This is a genomic window from Mesorhizobium humile (genome assembly GCF_033977215.1).
In the GTDB taxonomy this organism is placed as follows: Bacteria; Pseudomonadota; Alphaproteobacteria; order Rhizobiales; family Rhizobiaceae; genus Mesorhizobium; species Mesorhizobium humile.
Map to the genome: position 1 here is coordinate 145,354 of NZ_JAVIIV010000007.1, position 16,017 is coordinate 161,370.

Sequence of the window (16,017 nt, forward strand, 5' to 3'; positions counted from 1 at the left end):
AACCTTCGTCTTCAGCGCATGACGAAGGGATCGGGGATCGGGTCGTCCGAGGTGCGGATCCACACCGATTTCGAGCGCGTGTAATCGCGGATGGCGTCGAGGCCGCCCTCGCGGCCGAGGCCGGAAAGGCCGTAGCCGCCGAAGGGCACCTGCGGCGAGACGGCACGGTAGGTGTTGATCCAGACCACGCCGGCATGAATGCCGCGCGCCATGCGATGCGCCTTGGCGAGATTCGAGGTGAAGACGCCGGAAGCGAGCCCAAATGGCGTGTCGTTGGCCAAAGCCAGCGCCTCGGTCTCGGTCTCGAAGGCAAGCACGCTCAGCACCGGGCCGAACAGCTCTTCGCGCACGCAGGCGAGGGCCTGGTCCTGCGCCTCGATGATGGTCGGTGCGTAGTAGTATCCGTCGGTCTTGTCCTGCGGCCGGGCTCCACCGGTGACCAGTCGCCCACCCGCTGCGATGCTCTCCGCAACGATCGTCTCGATTCGCTCTCGCTGACGCACGGTCGCCAGCGGACCCATCTCGGTTGCGGGGTCCTTCGGATCGCCGATGACGATGGCTTCAGCCTTGCGCTTGAGCCGCGCGAGGAAATCGTCCTTGACCGAACGCTCGACCAAAAGCCGCGAGCCGGCAACGCAGCTCTGGCCGGTGGCGGCGAAGATACCGGCGACGACGGCATTGGCGGCGCTGTCGAGATCGGCGTCGGCGAAGACGACGACCGGGCTTTTGCCGCCGAGCTCCAGCGTCGTATAGGCGAGGTTCTCGGCCGTGTTGGCGACGATCCGCCGGGCGGTCGAGGGACCGCCGGTGAAGGCGACGCGGGTGACGAGCGGATGGCTGGTCAGGCGATGCCCGCAATCATGGCCGAACCCCGTGATGATGTTGACAGCGCCGGCTGGAAAGCCGGCCTCATGGACGAGCTCGGCGAAAGCGAGCAGCGGCGCCGGGCCATCCTCGGAGGCCTTGAGCACGACGGTGCAGCCGGCGGCCAGCGCCGGGCCGAGCTTCACCGCCGACAGGAAAAGCTGCGAGTTCCACGGCACGACAGCGGCGACGACGCCGATCGGCTCGGGCCGAACCGTCACTTCCATGTCGGCCTTGTCGATCGGGATGAAGGCGCCTTCGTGCTTGTCGGCCAGCCCGCCATAATAGCGGTAGTAGTCGCCGACATAGGCGATCTGGGCGCGCGTCTCGCGGATGATCTTGCCAGTGTCGCGCGTTTCCAGCTCGGCCAGCCGGCCGGCATTGGCGGCGACGAGATCGCCGAGTTTCACCAAAAGCTTGCCGCGCGCCGTCGCGGTCATCGCGGCCCAGGGGCCCGAGCGCAGCGCCCGGTGCGCGGCTTCGACGGCGCGGTCGGTATCGGCAACGGAAGCGGCCGGCATCGTCGCCCAGGGCTTGCCCGTGGACGGATCGATGCTGTCGAAGCTGGAGGCGGCTTCGACGAACTGGCCGTCTATGTAGTTCCTGAAGGCGATATTGGTCATCGCGACCCTGCCTCCTGGAAGGCCGGCATCACCTTGTCGATGAACAGCTGCAGCGATTTCTTCTTGCGCTCGTGCGTAAGCCCGCTGTCGATCCAGATCGAGTATTGGTCGTAACCCTGCGCCTCGTAGGTCTTCAGCCTGGCGATCACCTCGTCGGCCTCGCCGATGACGAGGTTCTCCCGGATCTTGTCGGGCGCGTATTGCGGCATGGCCGCGATCTCTTCGTCGGTCAGCGGCTCCAGCACGCCCTGGCGCACCGGCTTCTTGTTCTGGAACCAGGCGCCGAACTGGCAGTAGAACTGCGACAGGTCCCGCGTCAGGCGGTCGGCGTCGGCGGCGTCCTCGGCCACGAAAGTATGCATCAGGAGCATGATCTCCGGCCGTGGGATGTCCGGATGGGCCTGGCAGGCGGCATTGAAACGCTCCATCAGGCTCGCCACCTCGCCGTCGCCCGAGGCAAGCGGCGTCACCTGGACCTGGCATGCGTTGGCCACCGCGAAGTCGTGCGAATTCGGGTCACGCGCCGCTACCCAGATCGGCGGGTAGGGTCTTTGCAACGGCTTGGGCGAGGAGGTCGTCGGCGGAAACTGCCAGAACTCGCCGGTATGCTCGTAGTCGCCATCCCAGAGGCCGCGGATCGCCGGGATGATCTCGCGCATGCGCTGGCCGGCGCCCCAGGCATCCAGCCCCGGGAAGACGCGCTGGTATTCATAGCTGTAGGCGCCGCGCGCGATGCCGAGGTCCAGCCTGCCGCCGGTGATGACATCGGCCATCGCCGCCTCGCCGGCGAGTTTGATCGGATGCCAGAAGGGCGCGATGATCGTGCCGGTGCCGAGACGGATGGTTTTCGTCTTGGCGGCGAGATAGGCGATGTTGATGAACGGGTTCGGCGAGATGGTGAATTCCATCCCGTGATGCTCGCCGATCCAGGCGGCCTCGAAGCCGGCCTGCTCCGCCAGCAGAACGAGTTCTTCCAGTTCCGCCAGCAGTTCGGAATGCGGCTTGCCGAGATCCGTACGCTCCATGTGGACGAAAAGCGAAAATTTCATCGATCTCACCGCTGGCCGGAATGGATTGGGCCGGAATGGATTGGCGCCGACGGCGCGGGCTTGGCGAGCGGCCGGACCTCGCCTTCGACCTCGTTGCCGACATAGACGCCGAACGTGTCTTCCGTGCGCTCACGCGCATAACGTGCCAGCATCGAGCGCACCGCAGGATCCGCGATCTTCAATTCGGCGATCCGCTCGATCTCGACGAAGCGGACCTGGCCATCGCCGGAGAGCGGGGAGTCGACTGTTCCGCGATAGTAGACATGGGTGCGCGAGGCGTCCGTCGCGTCGTCCCAAACCGCGTAGAGGAAGCCGAGATCTGCCTCGATCGCCTTGGCGGCGAGCTTTCCCCTGAGGCTGCGAGCGTCGTTCGCGGCGCCTAGGCCGCGGCCTGCCGGCAATTGGCAGGCGCCGTCCGCCGCCTCGAAGAAGAGCACGCGGCCTTCGTTCTCGAGAATGGCGCCGACTTTGGTTCCAGGGGGGGCGGCCGCCAGCGCTTCCTGGCTGAGACCGGGCGTGACATAGGCGCCGCGGCAGTAACCGAGAGGCTGCGCGCCGTTGTGCGTGAAATCATGAACGCGGCCGATGAGGATCGAATGGTCGCCGGCGTCGACCAGTTGTTCCATGGCGCAATCGAATACCGCGACCGAACCCTCGATCAGCGGATTGCCGGTCCTGCCGCTCTGCCACGCGACCGAAGCGAACTTGTCCGCGGCCTTGGAGGCGAAGATGCCGGATGCCGCCTTCTGGGCCTCGGACAGGATGTTGATGGCAAAGCCCCTGGAGGTCGAGAAGGCCTGATGCCCCAGCGCCTTCTTGGCGATGCAGACCAGCACCAGCGGCGGCTCGAGCGAGACGGAGGTGAAGGAGTTGGCGGTGAAGCCGCGCGGATCGCCGGCCTCGTCGATCGTGGTGACGATGGTGACGCCGGTGAGGAAGGAGCCCAGCGCGCGCCGGAATTCCATGGCTTCGAATGCGGGACCGGCCTTGGTCCTTTCGTTCGCCACTTCATCGAGAAACGCCGTGATGTGCTGAGTCACTTCCTTTGGCGAAGCGATTGTCATCATGTGCTTTTCGCCGTTCAGCACCAGGCATTGACCCGAGGGCGCCAGCCGCGCCATCGCAGCCGACATGGCGGGTGTGGAATTGCGGTCGTCCGATCCCGTCATGAACAGCGCTGGCACGGCAAGACTGCCCAGACGGTCGACATGCGCCGTGTCGGCGTGCGCAAAGAGGCGATAGGTGCGGGCGTAGCCTTGCGGGTCGACGCTTTCGAGCGCGGTCCGCGCCGTCGCGGCCGCATCGGAAAGGGGCGGCGGAATCGGATTGCCGAACCAGCGCGCGATCGTCGCGGCGATGGCCGACGGATCGCCGGGGCCGCCAAGCGCTGCCGCCCGTTCGCGCACCGCGTGCGCCAGTTCAGGCGGGCGTCGGAAGACGGCATTGAGGCAAACGAGGGAGCCAACACGTGACGGGTGGCGCAGCGCGATCTCCTGCGCGACCAGCGCGCCCATGGAATGGCCAACGACCGCGACGCGCTCGAGGCCGAGATGATCGAGCAGACCGATCGCCTGGTCGGCGAAATCGGAGAGCTCGGCGTTCTGCGGCGGCAGCGGCGAGGCGCCGTGGCCGAGCATGTCGATGGCGACCAGGTCGAAGCGATCCCGCATCATGTCGATCTGCGGCTGCCAGATCTTGGCGTCCATGCCGACGCCATGGATAAACAGGACCGGCCCGCCGGAGCCGGCGCGGATGAAGCCGCTGCCGTCGGGTGCCTTGCCGCGGACCAATGCGCCGGCGTCAGCCATGCAGGTCTCCGAGCTCCTTCAGATCCTGGTAGCGGTCGCCGATGCGGTGATGCGGGCGGCCGCCAATGGACGCGCCGAGCGCCACGACCAGCTCATCTGGAGCCGGGGCGTCGCCGATCTGGAAATGCACGGTGAGATAGTGGGAGCGGCGGCCTTCGTCGCTCTTGTCCATCAGCGGGATCATGATCGGTGTGTTGGGGCCGCCGCGCAGATTGGTGAAGGCGAGGTAGGTCTTGGCGCCGACGGCGCGGCGATAATGATTGCCGAAATGCAGCGTGTGGATCAGCGCCGACGCATGCTCGACTTCGCCCGACGTACCGCAGAGGGCGGCCTTGCCGTAGCCTTCGATCGCTTCGCCGGAACCAGCGATAGCGATGATCTCATTGGTCAGCGTTTCGCCAAGCACCGGCGCAAAGGCGCGGATCTCGGGCGAGAGATCCTCGGTGAAGCCGCGGCCGGCCCAGGGGTTGGCGAGCACCGCGGCCACACCGATCAGGCGTAACGGCCTTGGCGCCGCCTTGCCGCCCTCGATCAGCGTGTTCTCGGTATAGGTCACGATCTTGCGGATGGCTGGCTGCATCGAATTCCTCGGGATGGAGCCGCTCGCGGCCGCATCAATTTTTGTATCGTCTTATGGTATACCATGCTATGGAGTGCCGCGTGCCTTGTCAACCGGTCATGGAATCTGTTTTTGTGACGAGGTGAGCGCCTCGCCGTTTCGGGGAAACGGCGAACCGCTCCAACTCTTTGTTTTGACGCAATTCCGGACGGAAAACCGCTTCGCACTTTTCCTGGAATTGCTCTGAGGATTCGGGAAAAATGGCTGACGACACGCTTCGTATCGACCGCTCCGCCAAGACGTTGAGGACGCTGGCGCTGGAGCGTATGCGCGAGGCGATCATGGATTTCCATTTCCAGCCCGGCGAAAGGCTGGTCGAGCGGCCGTTATGCGACCAGCTCGGGGTCAGCCGTTCGGTCGTGCGCGAGGTGTTGCGGCAGCTGGAGACCGAAGGTCTGGTGCAGATGATACCCGGGCACGGGCCGGCCGTGGCCAAGCCCGATCTCGGCCGGACCGATGAGATCTACGAGTTGCGCGCGCTGCTGGAAGGCATCGCGGCGAAGGCGTGCGCCGCATCGGCCACCGACGATCAGATCGCGCTGCTCGATGCGGCGCTGGCGAAGCTGCTCGAGGCGTGGGCGTCGGGCGTGCCGGCCGAGGTGATGCGGGCGACGGCGAGCTTCTACGAGGTGCTGTTCGAAGCGGCCGACAAGCGCATCGCCTGGGAGATCGTCACCGGCCTCAATGTCCGCATCAACCAGCTGCGCTCGATGACGATCCTGTCGCAGAACCGCCGCGAGCCGGCGATCGCCGAAATGCACGCGATCATGGATGCGATCCGCTCGCGCAAGCCGGAGGCGGCGGAGGCCGCGGCCCGGCGGCATGTGGAGACGGCCTGGCAAATCGCGCGCGACGCGCTTCGGCTGGGTTCGCTTTAGACGGCTTGTTCGAGCTCAATTCCGGTCGACCGGCTTGGAGCGCATGCGCGAGACCGTCTCGCGCTCGGCGCGCTTGGAGCGCAGTGGCGGCAGGCCTCGGTCGACGAGGTCCATGTCCTCCAGCACCATGTCGCCCATGCGCTTGAAGGCGATGTCGAGGGCGCCGGCGCGGTGCGCCGAACGCAGGAAGCCGGGGAGGGCACGGACAGGATGGTCCTTGGCCAGCGGCTCTTCGGGAAAGACGTCGCTTGCGGCGACGATATGGCCGCTCTTCACAGCCGCCATCAATGCGGCGAAATCGACGACGCCGGCGCGGCTGAGCAGGATGAAGGCGGCGCCCTTGCGCATCTTGGCGAATGAGTCCGCGCCGAGGAAACCCTGGTTCTCGCTGGTGACGGAAGCGACGACGAAGACGAAGTCGCTTTGCGACAACACCTCATCCAGCGAGGCCGGCTGGACGCCGTTGTCGATCAGGATCGATGGCGGCAGCCACGGGTCATAGACCCTGGTGCGGGTCCGGAAGCCGGTCAGCAGGCGGTTGAGCGCGCGGCCGAGATCGCCGAAGCCGATGATGCCGACATCGGCGCCCGAGAGGAGCCGCGCGGTCTGGTTGCCGTCGCCGCCCCACAGCTCCTTGCCTTGCCGGAAGGCGAGGTCGGCATCGACGATGTTGCGCGCCAGGTTCAGCGCCATGGCGAGGCCAAGCTCGGCCACCGGCTCGGCAAAGACCAGGCCGGTGGTGACGACATGGATGCCGCGCGCGAACAGTGTCTCATAGGGCATGTTGTTGAGGAGATTGGTCTCGACGTTGAAGATACAGCGCAGCGCCTTCAGCTTCTCCAGCGTCTCGGCTGAAATCGGCGGCTGGCCGATGATGTAGCGTGCCTCGGCCAGTGTCTCGGCGGGCAGGGCGGAAACGCCGTCCGGCGTGGTCTCCACGATGCGATAGTTCTTGCGCAGCCGCGCCAGCTGCGGCGGCGTGAAGATCAGGTCGAGCGTGCGCGGTTCGGGCGCGCTGATGACCAGCGGCAAGGCTTTGTCGGACATGGTTTCCTCCCGGGACGCGATTGGATCGCGTCAATCTGACATCTCAAGTCTTACTCCCGATGAAACGATTTACAACTGCGAAAAATCGATTTACCGTTTGGATTAGTGAGGCAGCGCGCGGCTGCCTGCCCTCGGGAGGAGGTCAATGGCGCATCAGGGAGCCCAGCAGCGGCGTCCGTCGATCCACGACGTGGCAAGCCATGCCGGCGTGTCCGCGGCCACCGTCTCCAAGGTGCTGGCCGGCGTCACGACGGTGAGGCCGGAAAACGCGCAGCGCGTCTTCGATGCGGTCGAGCGTCTGGGCTATCGCGTCGATCCGCTTGCGTCCGACATGCGCAGGGCCAAGCGCCGCATCATCGGCGCCATCATGCCGGAATTCGAAAGCGAGTTCTTCGGCCAGATGGTCACCGAGCTGGAGGGGCTTGCCGAGCAGCGCGGCTACACGCTGGTCGCGGCGTCGAGCCGTGAATCCGAGGCGCGCGAGAAGGAAATCCTCGCCCGCATGCATGACTGGCGCGTTGCCGGCGTCGTGCTGGCGCCGGTGCGCAACGAGCACGGCCCGGCCGCAGCCTTCATGAAGGCCAACGGCATGACCGGCGTGCTGATCGACCGCGTGCTCTCCGACGACGCCTTCGATACGGTCTCCGCCGACAGCGCGGCCGCCAGCGCCGAGGTGGCGCGGATGCTGGTCGGCAAGGGCCACAGCCATATCCTGGTCATCGGCCTTGCCGAGCAGGCGGCAACCGTGCGCGCCCGCCTCGAGGGTTTTCGCGCCCAGGCGCTGGCGCTCAACCCGTCGGTGCGCATCGACGTCATCACCGCGGAAGTCAGCGTCGAGCCGCTCAGAGCTTCGCTGCGCGACTATTTCGGACGCGGCGAGCGGCCGACCGCCGTTTATTCGCTGCTTTTGAAAGGCACGCTTGTCGCGCTGTCCGAATTCCGCCGGCGCGGCTGGCATTGCCCGAACGATATCTCGCTGGTCGGCTTCGACGACGCGGAATGGATGCAGGTGACATGGCCGGCGATCGCCGCCGTGGTGCAGCCGGTGCGCCGGATCGCCAGCGAGGCGATGAACCTTCTGTTTCGCAGGGTCGAGGGTGCGGCGGGGCCACCCACGGCGCGCCTCGAGCCCTGCCAGGTGTTGATGCGGGAATCCGTTGGCTCGCCAGGCAGCGGTCCGCATTCCGGGGGAGGAGACCGACAACAGCCCCCATTGTCGTGAACGGTAGCATGCGCCGGCCCTGGCCGAGGCATCCGGCGCCAAGGATCAAACGGAGGATAGAATGACATCGCATTTCCTAAAGATAAATCGATTTACCATTGCCGTGGGCGTCGCGCTGGCGTTCTCCGCCGCCGGCGCCGCCAAAGCCGAGGACGGCGAATATGGCGTGTTGATGAAGACGCTGGCCAACCCGTTCTGGGGCGCGATGGCGCAGGGCGTCGCGGACGGCGCCAAGGAAGCCGGCGTGAAATATTTCCAGCAGGCGGCCGAGAGCGACCAGGCGGCCGAGCCGCAGCTCAACCTGTGCAACACCATGCTCGAGCGCAAGCCGGTAGCGATGATCACCGCCGCGATCAACTCGACCAACCTTCTGCCTTGCCTGAAGTCGGCGCAGGACGCCGGCATCAAGATCGTCGACCTCGACAACAATCTCGACCAGGCGGTGCTCGACAAGGAAGGCGTCAAGGTCACCTTCCACATCGGTTCCGACAACATCGCCGCCGGCGCGCAGGGCGCCGAATACCTCGCCAAAAAGCTCGGCAAGGATGCCAAGGGTCCAGTGCTGGTCATCGAAGGCCTTTCCGGCAACATCACCGGCGAGAAGCGCGCCAAGGGTTTCGCCGACAAGCTGAAGGAACTGGCGCCCGGCCTTGAAATCGTCGCCTCGCTGCCGGGCGACTGGGATCGCGGCAAGGCTGCTTCCATCGCCACCGACACGCTGACCGCGCATCCCGACCTCGTCGCCATCTTCTGCGCCAATGACGGCATGGCGCTCGGCGCGGTCGAGTCGGTCTATGCGGCCGGCAAAGGCCCGCAGGTGACGATCATCGGCGTCGACGGCAATTCGGACGCGGTGAAGTCGATCAAGGAAGGCCGCCTGAATGCCTCCGTGGCGCAGCTTCCTTATCTCGTCGGCAAGCAGGCGGTGGAAAACGTCAAGAAGGCGCTGGCCGGCGAGAAGGTCGAGGACAGCATCGCCGTGCCGACGCTGGTGCTGACCAAGGACGTGATCGACGCCGGCAAGGAGCCGATGCTGCAATATGTGAAGTAAGTAGGAAATAGGCAGTAGGCAGTAGGCAGTAGGCAGTAGGCAGTAGGCAGTAGGGGAAGTAAGCGGTTCGTGCCGCTCGGATCGCTCTCATATTTTCCCTACTGCCCAAGCCCTATTGCCTACTGCCTTACTGCCCTCTCTCAAGGTGCAAAGACATGGCTTCTGAACAGCCCGGCTTCTGGGCTCGGGTGCAGCGCGCATCCGTCGAAAGGCTCCACATCAGGCTGGAGTCGCTGGTGGTGCTTCTGGCGCTGAGCACGGCGATGGCGCTCTTGTCGCCCTATTTCCTGTCGCTCAGCAACTTCCTCAACATCCTTTTGGCGACCTCGACGATCGGCGTGCTGGCGATCGCCGCCACTTTCGTCATCGGCTCGGGCGGGCTCGATCTGTCGCTCGGCTCGGTGATGGGCTTGGCCGGCGTCGCGGGAGCCTTCATGGCGGTCAATCTCGGCTGGCCGTCGGTGCTGGCGGTGATCGCCTGCATCCTTGCCGGCGCGATCGCCGGCTACGTCAACGGGCAACTGGTCACCCGTGCCTTCGTGCCGGCCTTCATCGTCACGCTCGGCATGTTGGGCCTGGCACGCGGTCTGGCGCTGGTCATCTCGCAGGGCAGGGCGATCTATGGCCTGCCGCCCGAGATCGTCTATATCGGGCAGGGGCGGCCGTTCGGCGTCCCGATGCCGGTGATCATCCTGGTGCTCACCGCGATCGTCGCGCATGCCGTGCTCGCCTATACGCGCTTCGGCCGCCACACGCTGGCGCTGGGCGATAGCGAGGGCGCGGCGCGCGCGGCCGGCATCCGCGTCGAGCATCACCGCCGCATCATCTACACCCTGTCCGGCGCGCTCGCCGGTCTTGCCGGCCTGCTCTTCACCGCACGCGTCAACGCCGGCGATCCGACCGCCGGCATCAATTACGAGCTCACCGCGATCACGGCGGCGATCATCGGCGGCACCAATCTGTTCGGCGGCCGCGCCTCGATCCTGGGCACCATGATCGGCGCGCTGATCATGGGCGTGCTGCAGAACGGGCTGACGTTGCTTGCGGTGCAATCCTACTACCAGCAGATGGCGATCGGCGCAGTGCTGATCCTCGCCGTGTTCATTGACCAGTACCAGGTGCGGAAGGAGTCACGCGTATGACCCTGCTTTCGCTTCGCGGCATCCGCAAGAGTTTCGGCGCGGTCGACGTGCTGCATGGCGTCGACCTCTCGGTCGCGGCCGGCGAGGTGGTCGGGCTGGTCGGCGACAACGGCGCCGGCAAGTCGACGCTGATGAAGACCATCACCGGCATTTACCGCGCCGACACCGGCTCGATCGAATTCGACAGCAAGGACATCCTGGCGCTGGATCCCGGCCAACGCCGTCGCCTTGGCATCGAGATGATCTACCAGGATCTGTCGCTGGCCAAGCAACAGGACGTGGCCTCCAACATCTTCCTTGGACGCGAGCCGACCAAAAGGCTGTTCGGCCTTTTCCCCGGCTTCGTCGACAAAAGTGAGATGGACCGCCAGGCGGCCAGGATGATCGAGCGTCTAGGCGCGCATCTGCCGTCGATAAACCGGTCGGTCGGTTCGTTCTCCGGCGGCCAGCAGCAGACGGTGGCGATCGCGCGTGCGCTCACCTTCAACCCGAAGCTCGTCATCATGGACGAGCCGACCGCGGCACTCGCCGTGCGCGAGGTGCAGAGCGTGCTCGACCTCATCCGGCGGCTGCGCTCGGAAGGCATCGCCGTCATCCTGATCTCGCACCGGCTGAACGACGTGCTGTCGGTCACCGACCGCATCGTCGTGCTGCGGCACGGCAGGGCGGATGCCGATCTCGTAACCGCCAACACCAACATGAACGAAGTCGTCAGCCGCATCGTCGGCGGCGGCGACATTGCCGCAGCGGCGGCGCATGAGCAACGAGGCTGACATGAACACCTTCGGACTGCATACTTTCGCCATCGCTCCGGTCTGGGACCTCGCCCGCATCGAGCCGCAGATGGACCGGCTGAAGGAGCTCGGCATCGGGCTGATGGAGATCCCGCTGCTCAGGCCCGAGGAGATCGACACCAAGCGCACGCGGGGCTTCGCCAACCATTATGGCGTCCAGCTCATCCCCTCGCTCGGCCTGCCACGCGCGCTCGACGTGGTCGAGCGGCCGGACGAGGCGCTGGATTTCCTGCAGCCGGCCTTCAAGGTCTGCAACGAGGTGGGCGCCGAGGCGCTTGGCGGCGTCACCTACGGCACGATCGGCAAGACCACCGGCCGGGCGCCGACGCGGCGCGAGATCGACGGCATGTGCCGCTTCCTCGAAAGGGCAGCGAAATCGGCGAAGTCACGCAGCCTCAAGCTCGGCATCGAGCCCTGCAACCGCTACGAGACGCATCTGATCAACCGCGGCATCGACGCGGCGCGCATCATCGAACGGGTGGGCGCCGATAACATCTTCATCCATCTCGACACCTACCACATGCATATCGAGGAGGAGAGCTTTGCTTCCGGCTTCGAGGCGGCGGCGCCTTATCTCGGCTATGTGCATGTCTCGGAAGCCAATCGCGGCGTGCCCGGGCGCGGCATGCTCAACTGGGCGGCCTGCATGAAGGCGATCGCCGACATCGGCTATCAGGGCGCGATCACGCTCGAAAGCATGAATCATGTCGATGTCGACATCGCCGGTGGGCTGGCCGTATGGCGCCCCGTGGCCGAAGATCCGCGCGACGTGATCGAGGTCGGCCTGCCGTTCCTGCGTGAGGAAGCGAGGAAGGCCGGGCTGACGCTCGGCTGAAGCAATTCCAGGAAAAGTGCGCAGCGGTTTTCCGGCCGGAATTGCGTGGGACAATCCTTACTTGCCCTGCCGGCGCGCCAGCCATTGGCGGCGCGCCTCCTGCTGCTCGGCAAGCTCGGCCTCGTCCCAGTAGCCGATGAGCACGCCGGAGCCGACGATCGGATCGAAATGCGCGATCTTGTCGTCGATCTCGGTCAGCCATTCGTCGGGTACGGTGATGCGGTTGTTGGGCAGCGCCAGCCAGCGCATCAGCGCTTTCCTCAGCCTTTCGATATCGGCGGCCGACGCCGGGTCGCGGCCGAGGTCGCGCAACTCGCCCGGATCGTTCTCGATATCGAAGAACATCGGCTCCACGCCTTCGCCATGGACGAGTTTGAAGCGGCCGTCGGTGATCATGTAGAGCTTGCAGTCCGAGACCGGCATGGCGAGCTTCAGCCGCGCGGCATCGCCGCTGTAGTCATACTCGCTGACGGCATAGTCGCGCAGGCTTTTGCGTTCGCCCGACGTGAGCGGCAGCAGCGATCGCCCTTCGAGGATATGCGGCTTGGCCTTGCCGCCGAAATAGTCAAGGAAGGTCGGCGCAAGGTCGATCATCTCGACCAGCGCGTCGGAGGTGGTTCCGCGCATCGCGTCGGCTTCGGGGCGCGGATCGTAGATAATCATCGGCACCTTCACTGCCACGTCGTGGAACAGATATTTCTCGCCGAGCCAGTGGTCGCCGAGATAGTCGCCATGGTCCGAGGTGAAGACGATCAAGGTGTTCTCGAACAGGCCGCGTTTCTCCATGAAGCCGAACAAATGGCCGAGCTGGTCGTCGATCTGCTTGATGAGGCCCATGTAGCAGGGGATGACGGTCTCGCGGACCTCGTCGCGCGAGAAATTCCTGGAATAGCGCTCCTGCTGGAAGGCCTCGAAAACCGGATTGGGCGAGGCGCGCTCCGCCTCGCTGCGGATTGGCGACTGGATGTCGGCCTTGTCGTATAGGTCGTGATAGGGCGCCGGCACGATATAGGGCCAGTGCGGCTTGATGTAGGAAAGATGCGCGCACCAAGGCTCGCCCTTGGCCTCGGCGTCCTCGATGAAGCGCATGGCGCGGCGCGTCATGTAGGGTGTCTCCGAATGTTCCTCCGGGATGCGCGCCGCCTTGTCGGCATGGACGAGCAGCCAGCCGTTGAAGTTCTCGCCATTGTCGCCCTCGCCGGAATTCGCCCAATGCTCCCAGGGATTTTCGGCGTCGAAGCCGTGCTCGCGCAGATAGGTGTCGTAGACCGGATCGGGGTCGTAGCTGGTCGAGGGATGCAGGCCGTCATCGCGCTCGAACGGCTCGAAGCCGCATTCGGCGACGCGCACACCGATGATGGAGTCCTTGGCGATGCCGAGCCGCTCCATGCCTTCCTCGTCGGCTCTCATATGCGTTTTGCCGATGAGCGCGGTGCGCACGCCAACCTCGCGCAGATGATCGCCCAGCGTCGGCTCGCCGACCCTGAGCGGCACGCCATTATGCGTCGAGCCGTGCGAGCGGACATAACGGCCGGTATAGGCGCTCATGCGCGAGGGGCCGCATACCGTCGACTGCACATAGGCATTGGTGAAGCGCACGCCGCGGCCGGCGAGCCGGTCGATGTTCGGCGTCTTCAGGCTGGCATGTCCGGCGCAGCCCAGATAATCGAACCGCAGCTGGTCGCACATGATGAAAAGGACGTTACGTTTGGAGGTCATTGTTATCCGTCTGAGTGGCTCTCGGACGGATGGTAATGCCAGAACGGCGAGCTTTTTTCCAACTGCTTGGCGATGGTCCGAAGGGAGGGCTCCCCTCAGAATGGGTAGTGCTGTCCCGGATCCTCGATCGTCACCCAGCGCAGATCGGTGAATTCGGCGATCGAGGCCTTGCCGCCGAAGCGGCCGTAGCCCGAGCCCTTGACGCCGCCGAAGGGCATCTGCGCCTCGTCGCCGACGGTCGGGCCGTTGATGTGGCAGATGCCGGCCTGGATGCGTGCGGCAATGGCCATGGCGCGACGGATGTCGCGGCTGAAGACGGCGGACGACAGGCCGTATTCGGTGTCGTTGGCAACGCGTACCGCCTCGTCCTCGCCTTTCACGCGAATGACCGGTTTCACCGGCCCGAAGGACTCTTCGGAATAGACGCGCATCGCAGGCGTCACGTGATCGAGGAGCGTGGCTTCCACGACCGTGCCGGCACGCTTGCCGCCGGCCGCAAGCTTTGCGCCCTTGGCGGTCGCGTCGGCGATCAGCTCTTCCATCTTGTCCGCCGCTTGGCTGCTGATCAGCGAGCCCAGCACGACATGACCGCGCGGGTCGCCGGCCGGAAGTTTCGAGGCACGCGCGGCGAGCTTGGCGACGAATTCGTCGGCGATCTTTTCGTCGACGATGAGACGCTCGGTCGACATGCAGATCTGCCCCTGATGCATGAAGGCGCCGAAAGTCGCGGCATTGACCGCCGCGTCGATGTCGGCGTCGTCCAGCACGACGAGCGGGGCCTTGCCGCCGAGCTCGAGCAGCGCGGGCTTGAGGTGCCGTCCGGAGAGCTCGGCGATGATGCGGCCGACCTTGGTCGAGCCGGTGAAGTTGATGCGCTTCACGGCCGGATGCGCGATCAGCGCCTCGACGATTGCCGCCGCGTCCTTCGGGTCGTTGGTGACGACATTGACCACGCCCTTGGGCAGGCCGGCCTCGACCAGCACCTGGCCGATCAGGCGATGCGTGCCGGGGCACATTTCGGAGGCCTTCAACACCACCGTGTTGCCGCAGGCCAGAGGCATGGCGAGCGCGCGCGTGCCGAGGATGACCGGCGCGTTCCACGGCGCGATGCCGAGGCAGACGCCGGCGGGCTGGCGGATCGCCATGGCGAGCGTGCCGGGCTTATCGGACGGAATGACCTCGCCGGAAATCTGCGTGGTCATCGCAGCCGCCTCGCGCAGCATGTTCGACGCCAGCATGACGTTGAAGCCTGCCCAGGGGCCGGTGGCGCCGGTCTCTTCCATCATCAGCTTGGTGAACTCGCCGACTTTTGAAGCCATGACATCGGCTGCCTTGGAAAGCAGCGCCCGGCGTTCGCCGGGGCCGGTCTTCGACCAGGTATCGAAGGCAGCTGCCGCGGCGTCTGCGGCCGCCTTGGCGTCGGCGATGCTTGCGGCGGCGGCGCGCGTCGCGAGCTTGCCGGTGAACGGGTCAAGGCGTTCGTAGGAGGCTTTGCCGGTCGCTGCCCGCTCGTCGCCGTCGATCAGAAGTCCGATGTCCATGGTCACTCCCTCGCTCGCGATCGAGCGTTGCAGATTGTCTCAGAAGCCGAGCACTTCGGCGTTTATAGATGCTTCGAGGCCGCCGTCGACGGGCACGTTGGCCCCGTTGATCCAACGCGCGCCGTCCGAGCACAGGAACAGCACCACCGGCGCAATGTCGCCCGATGTGCCGGCGCGACCGACCCGGGCGATATCGCTGTCGACGCGGGCATCGCCAAGCACGGAGCGGAATTGTTTGAGGATCGGCGTCTCGACCGGGCCTGGGCTGACCGCATTGACGCGGATGCCACGGCTCTTGAACAGCTCCTGATGCGCGGCGCGGAAGGTCCACAAAAGCAGCAGTTCCTTCGACACCGGATAGCCTTCCTCGTTCTTCAACGAATGGTCGGCGATCACCTTGGCGACGTCGGGAAAGCCATCGATGCCGACCATCGAGGCGGCGCGGTTCAGATTGGCGCGCCAGCCGAAGCCGGCGATCGAGGCGACGTTGACGATGGCGCCACCTTCGCGAAGCCTTGGCGCCAGCGCCTCGGAAAGCGCGCGCAGGCCGTAGAAGTTGACGGCGAGCGTCGGCGCCGCACCGGTGTTGCCGGAGAGGCCGGCGACGTTGCAGAGAGCGTCGAGGCGCTGCGGCAGCCGCGCGACGAGATCGTCGACACCGGCCTTGGACGAGATGTCGGCCTTGACGAAGATGCCTTGATGTTCAGCCGGCTCGCGCAAATCGACGCCGATCACGTCGGCGCCGAGCTGGCCCGCCAACTCCGCGGTGCGCGCGCCGATGCCCGAAGCGACGCCGGTAATGAGGATCGTTTTGCCGAACAGGAT

General features: G+C 65.7%; 14 protein-coding genes. 6 read left to right on the top strand and 8 right to left on the bottom strand.

Annotation, left to right across the window (positions count from 1 at the left end; all coding sequences use genetic code 11):
• Nucleotides 1-11 precede the first annotated feature (11 nt).
• The 4 genes from RFM52_RS13415 to RFM52_RS13430 are packed head-to-tail and all read right to left on the bottom strand — an operon-like array spanning nucleotide 12 to nucleotide 4,924.
• Nucleotides 12-1,487, bottom strand: a complete 1,476-nt coding sequence (locus RFM52_RS13415; protein WP_320297110.1) for an aldehyde dehydrogenase — start codon at nucleotides 1,485-1,487, stop codon at nucleotides 12-14.
• Complete coding sequence (locus RFM52_RS13420) at nucleotides 1,484-2,536, bottom strand: LLM class flavin-dependent oxidoreductase (RefSeq protein ID WP_320297109.1); 1,053 nt, start codon at nucleotides 2,534-2,536, stop codon at nucleotides 1,484-1,486. Before RFM52_RS13420 ends, RFM52_RS13415 begins: the two co-directional genes overlap by 4 nt.
• Before the next feature lie 5 nt (nucleotides 2,537-2,541).
• Complete coding sequence (locus tag RFM52_RS13425; RefSeq protein ID WP_320297108.1) at nucleotides 2,542-4,344, bottom strand: alpha/beta fold hydrolase; 1,803 nt, start codon at nucleotides 4,342-4,344, stop codon at nucleotides 2,542-2,544.
• Nucleotides 4,337-4,924, bottom strand: coding sequence for an amino acid synthesis family protein (locus RFM52_RS13430; protein WP_320297107.1), 588 nt, complete (start codon nucleotides 4,922-4,924; stop codon nucleotides 4,337-4,339). The genes RFM52_RS13425 and RFM52_RS13430 overlap by 8 nt, the downstream gene beginning before the upstream one ends.
• A 239-nt stretch (nucleotides 4,925-5,163) precedes the next feature.
• Between RFM52_RS13430 and RFM52_RS13435 the strand changes: the two genes are divergently transcribed.
• Nucleotides 5,164-5,841 carry a GntR family transcriptional regulator gene (locus RFM52_RS13435; RefSeq protein WP_320297106.1) on the top strand — a complete coding sequence of 226 codons (678 nt, stop codon included), beginning with the start codon at nucleotides 5,164-5,166 and terminating at the stop codon, nucleotides 5,839-5,841.
• Between the two features lie 15 nt (nucleotides 5,842-5,856).
• On the opposite strand, the gene RFM52_RS13440 is transcribed toward RFM52_RS13435, so the two are convergent.
• Nucleotides 5,857-6,888, bottom strand: a complete 1,032-nt coding sequence (locus RFM52_RS13440) for a hydroxyacid dehydrogenase (protein WP_320297105.1) — start codon at nucleotides 6,886-6,888, stop codon at nucleotides 5,857-5,859.
• A 145-nt stretch (nucleotides 6,889-7,033) separates the two neighbouring features.
• Between RFM52_RS13440 and RFM52_RS13445 the strand changes: the two genes are divergently transcribed.
• From RFM52_RS13445 to RFM52_RS13465, 5 genes are all read left to right on the top strand, one after another.
• Entirely contained in the window at nucleotides 7,034-8,110 is a 1,077-nt protein-coding gene (locus RFM52_RS13445) for a LacI family DNA-binding transcriptional regulator (RefSeq protein WP_320297104.1), read from the top strand.
• 61 nt (nucleotides 8,111-8,171) lie between these two features.
• Nucleotides 8,172-9,161 carry a sugar ABC transporter substrate-binding protein gene (locus RFM52_RS13450; protein ID WP_320297103.1) on the top strand — a complete coding sequence of 330 codons (990 nt, stop codon included), beginning with the start codon at nucleotides 8,172-8,174 and terminating at the stop codon, nucleotides 9,159-9,161.
• A gap of 155 nt (nucleotides 9,162-9,316) precedes the next feature.
• Nucleotides 9,317-10,303 (top strand): ABC transporter permease, encoded by a 987-nt coding sequence (locus RFM52_RS13455; protein WP_320297102.1) that lies wholly within the window; start codon nucleotides 9,317-9,319, stop codon nucleotides 10,301-10,303.
• Nucleotides 10,300-11,076, top strand: a complete 777-nt coding sequence (locus RFM52_RS13460) for an ATP-binding cassette domain-containing protein (protein ID WP_320297101.1) — start codon at nucleotides 10,300-10,302, stop codon at nucleotides 11,074-11,076. The genes RFM52_RS13455 and RFM52_RS13460 overlap by 4 nt, the downstream gene beginning before the upstream one ends.
• A 1-nt stretch (nucleotide 11,077) precedes the next feature.
• Entirely contained in the window at nucleotides 11,078-11,932 is an 855-nt protein-coding gene (locus RFM52_RS13465) for a sugar phosphate isomerase/epimerase family protein (protein WP_320297100.1), read from the top strand.
• A 57-nt stretch (nucleotides 11,933-11,989) separates the two neighbouring features.
• Here RFM52_RS13465 and RFM52_RS13470 read toward each other — a convergent pair whose 3' ends face one another.
• From RFM52_RS13470 to RFM52_RS13480, 3 genes are all read right to left on the bottom strand, one after another.
• A complete protein-coding gene (locus RFM52_RS13470) occupies nucleotides 11,990-13,651 on the bottom strand; it encodes an alkaline phosphatase family protein (RefSeq protein ID WP_320297099.1) in 1,662 nt (553 codons plus the stop codon).
• Nucleotides 13,652-13,746: 95 nt separating this feature from the next.
• Nucleotides 13,747-15,192: an aldehyde dehydrogenase gene (locus RFM52_RS13475; protein WP_320297098.1), complete on the bottom strand. Its 1,446-nt coding sequence runs from the start codon at nucleotides 15,190-15,192 to the stop codon at nucleotides 13,747-13,749.
• Between the two features lie 39 nt (nucleotides 15,193-15,231).
• Complete coding sequence (locus tag RFM52_RS13480) at nucleotides 15,232-16,017, bottom strand: coniferyl-alcohol dehydrogenase (RefSeq protein ID WP_320297239.1); 786 nt, start codon at nucleotides 16,015-16,017, stop codon at nucleotides 15,232-15,234.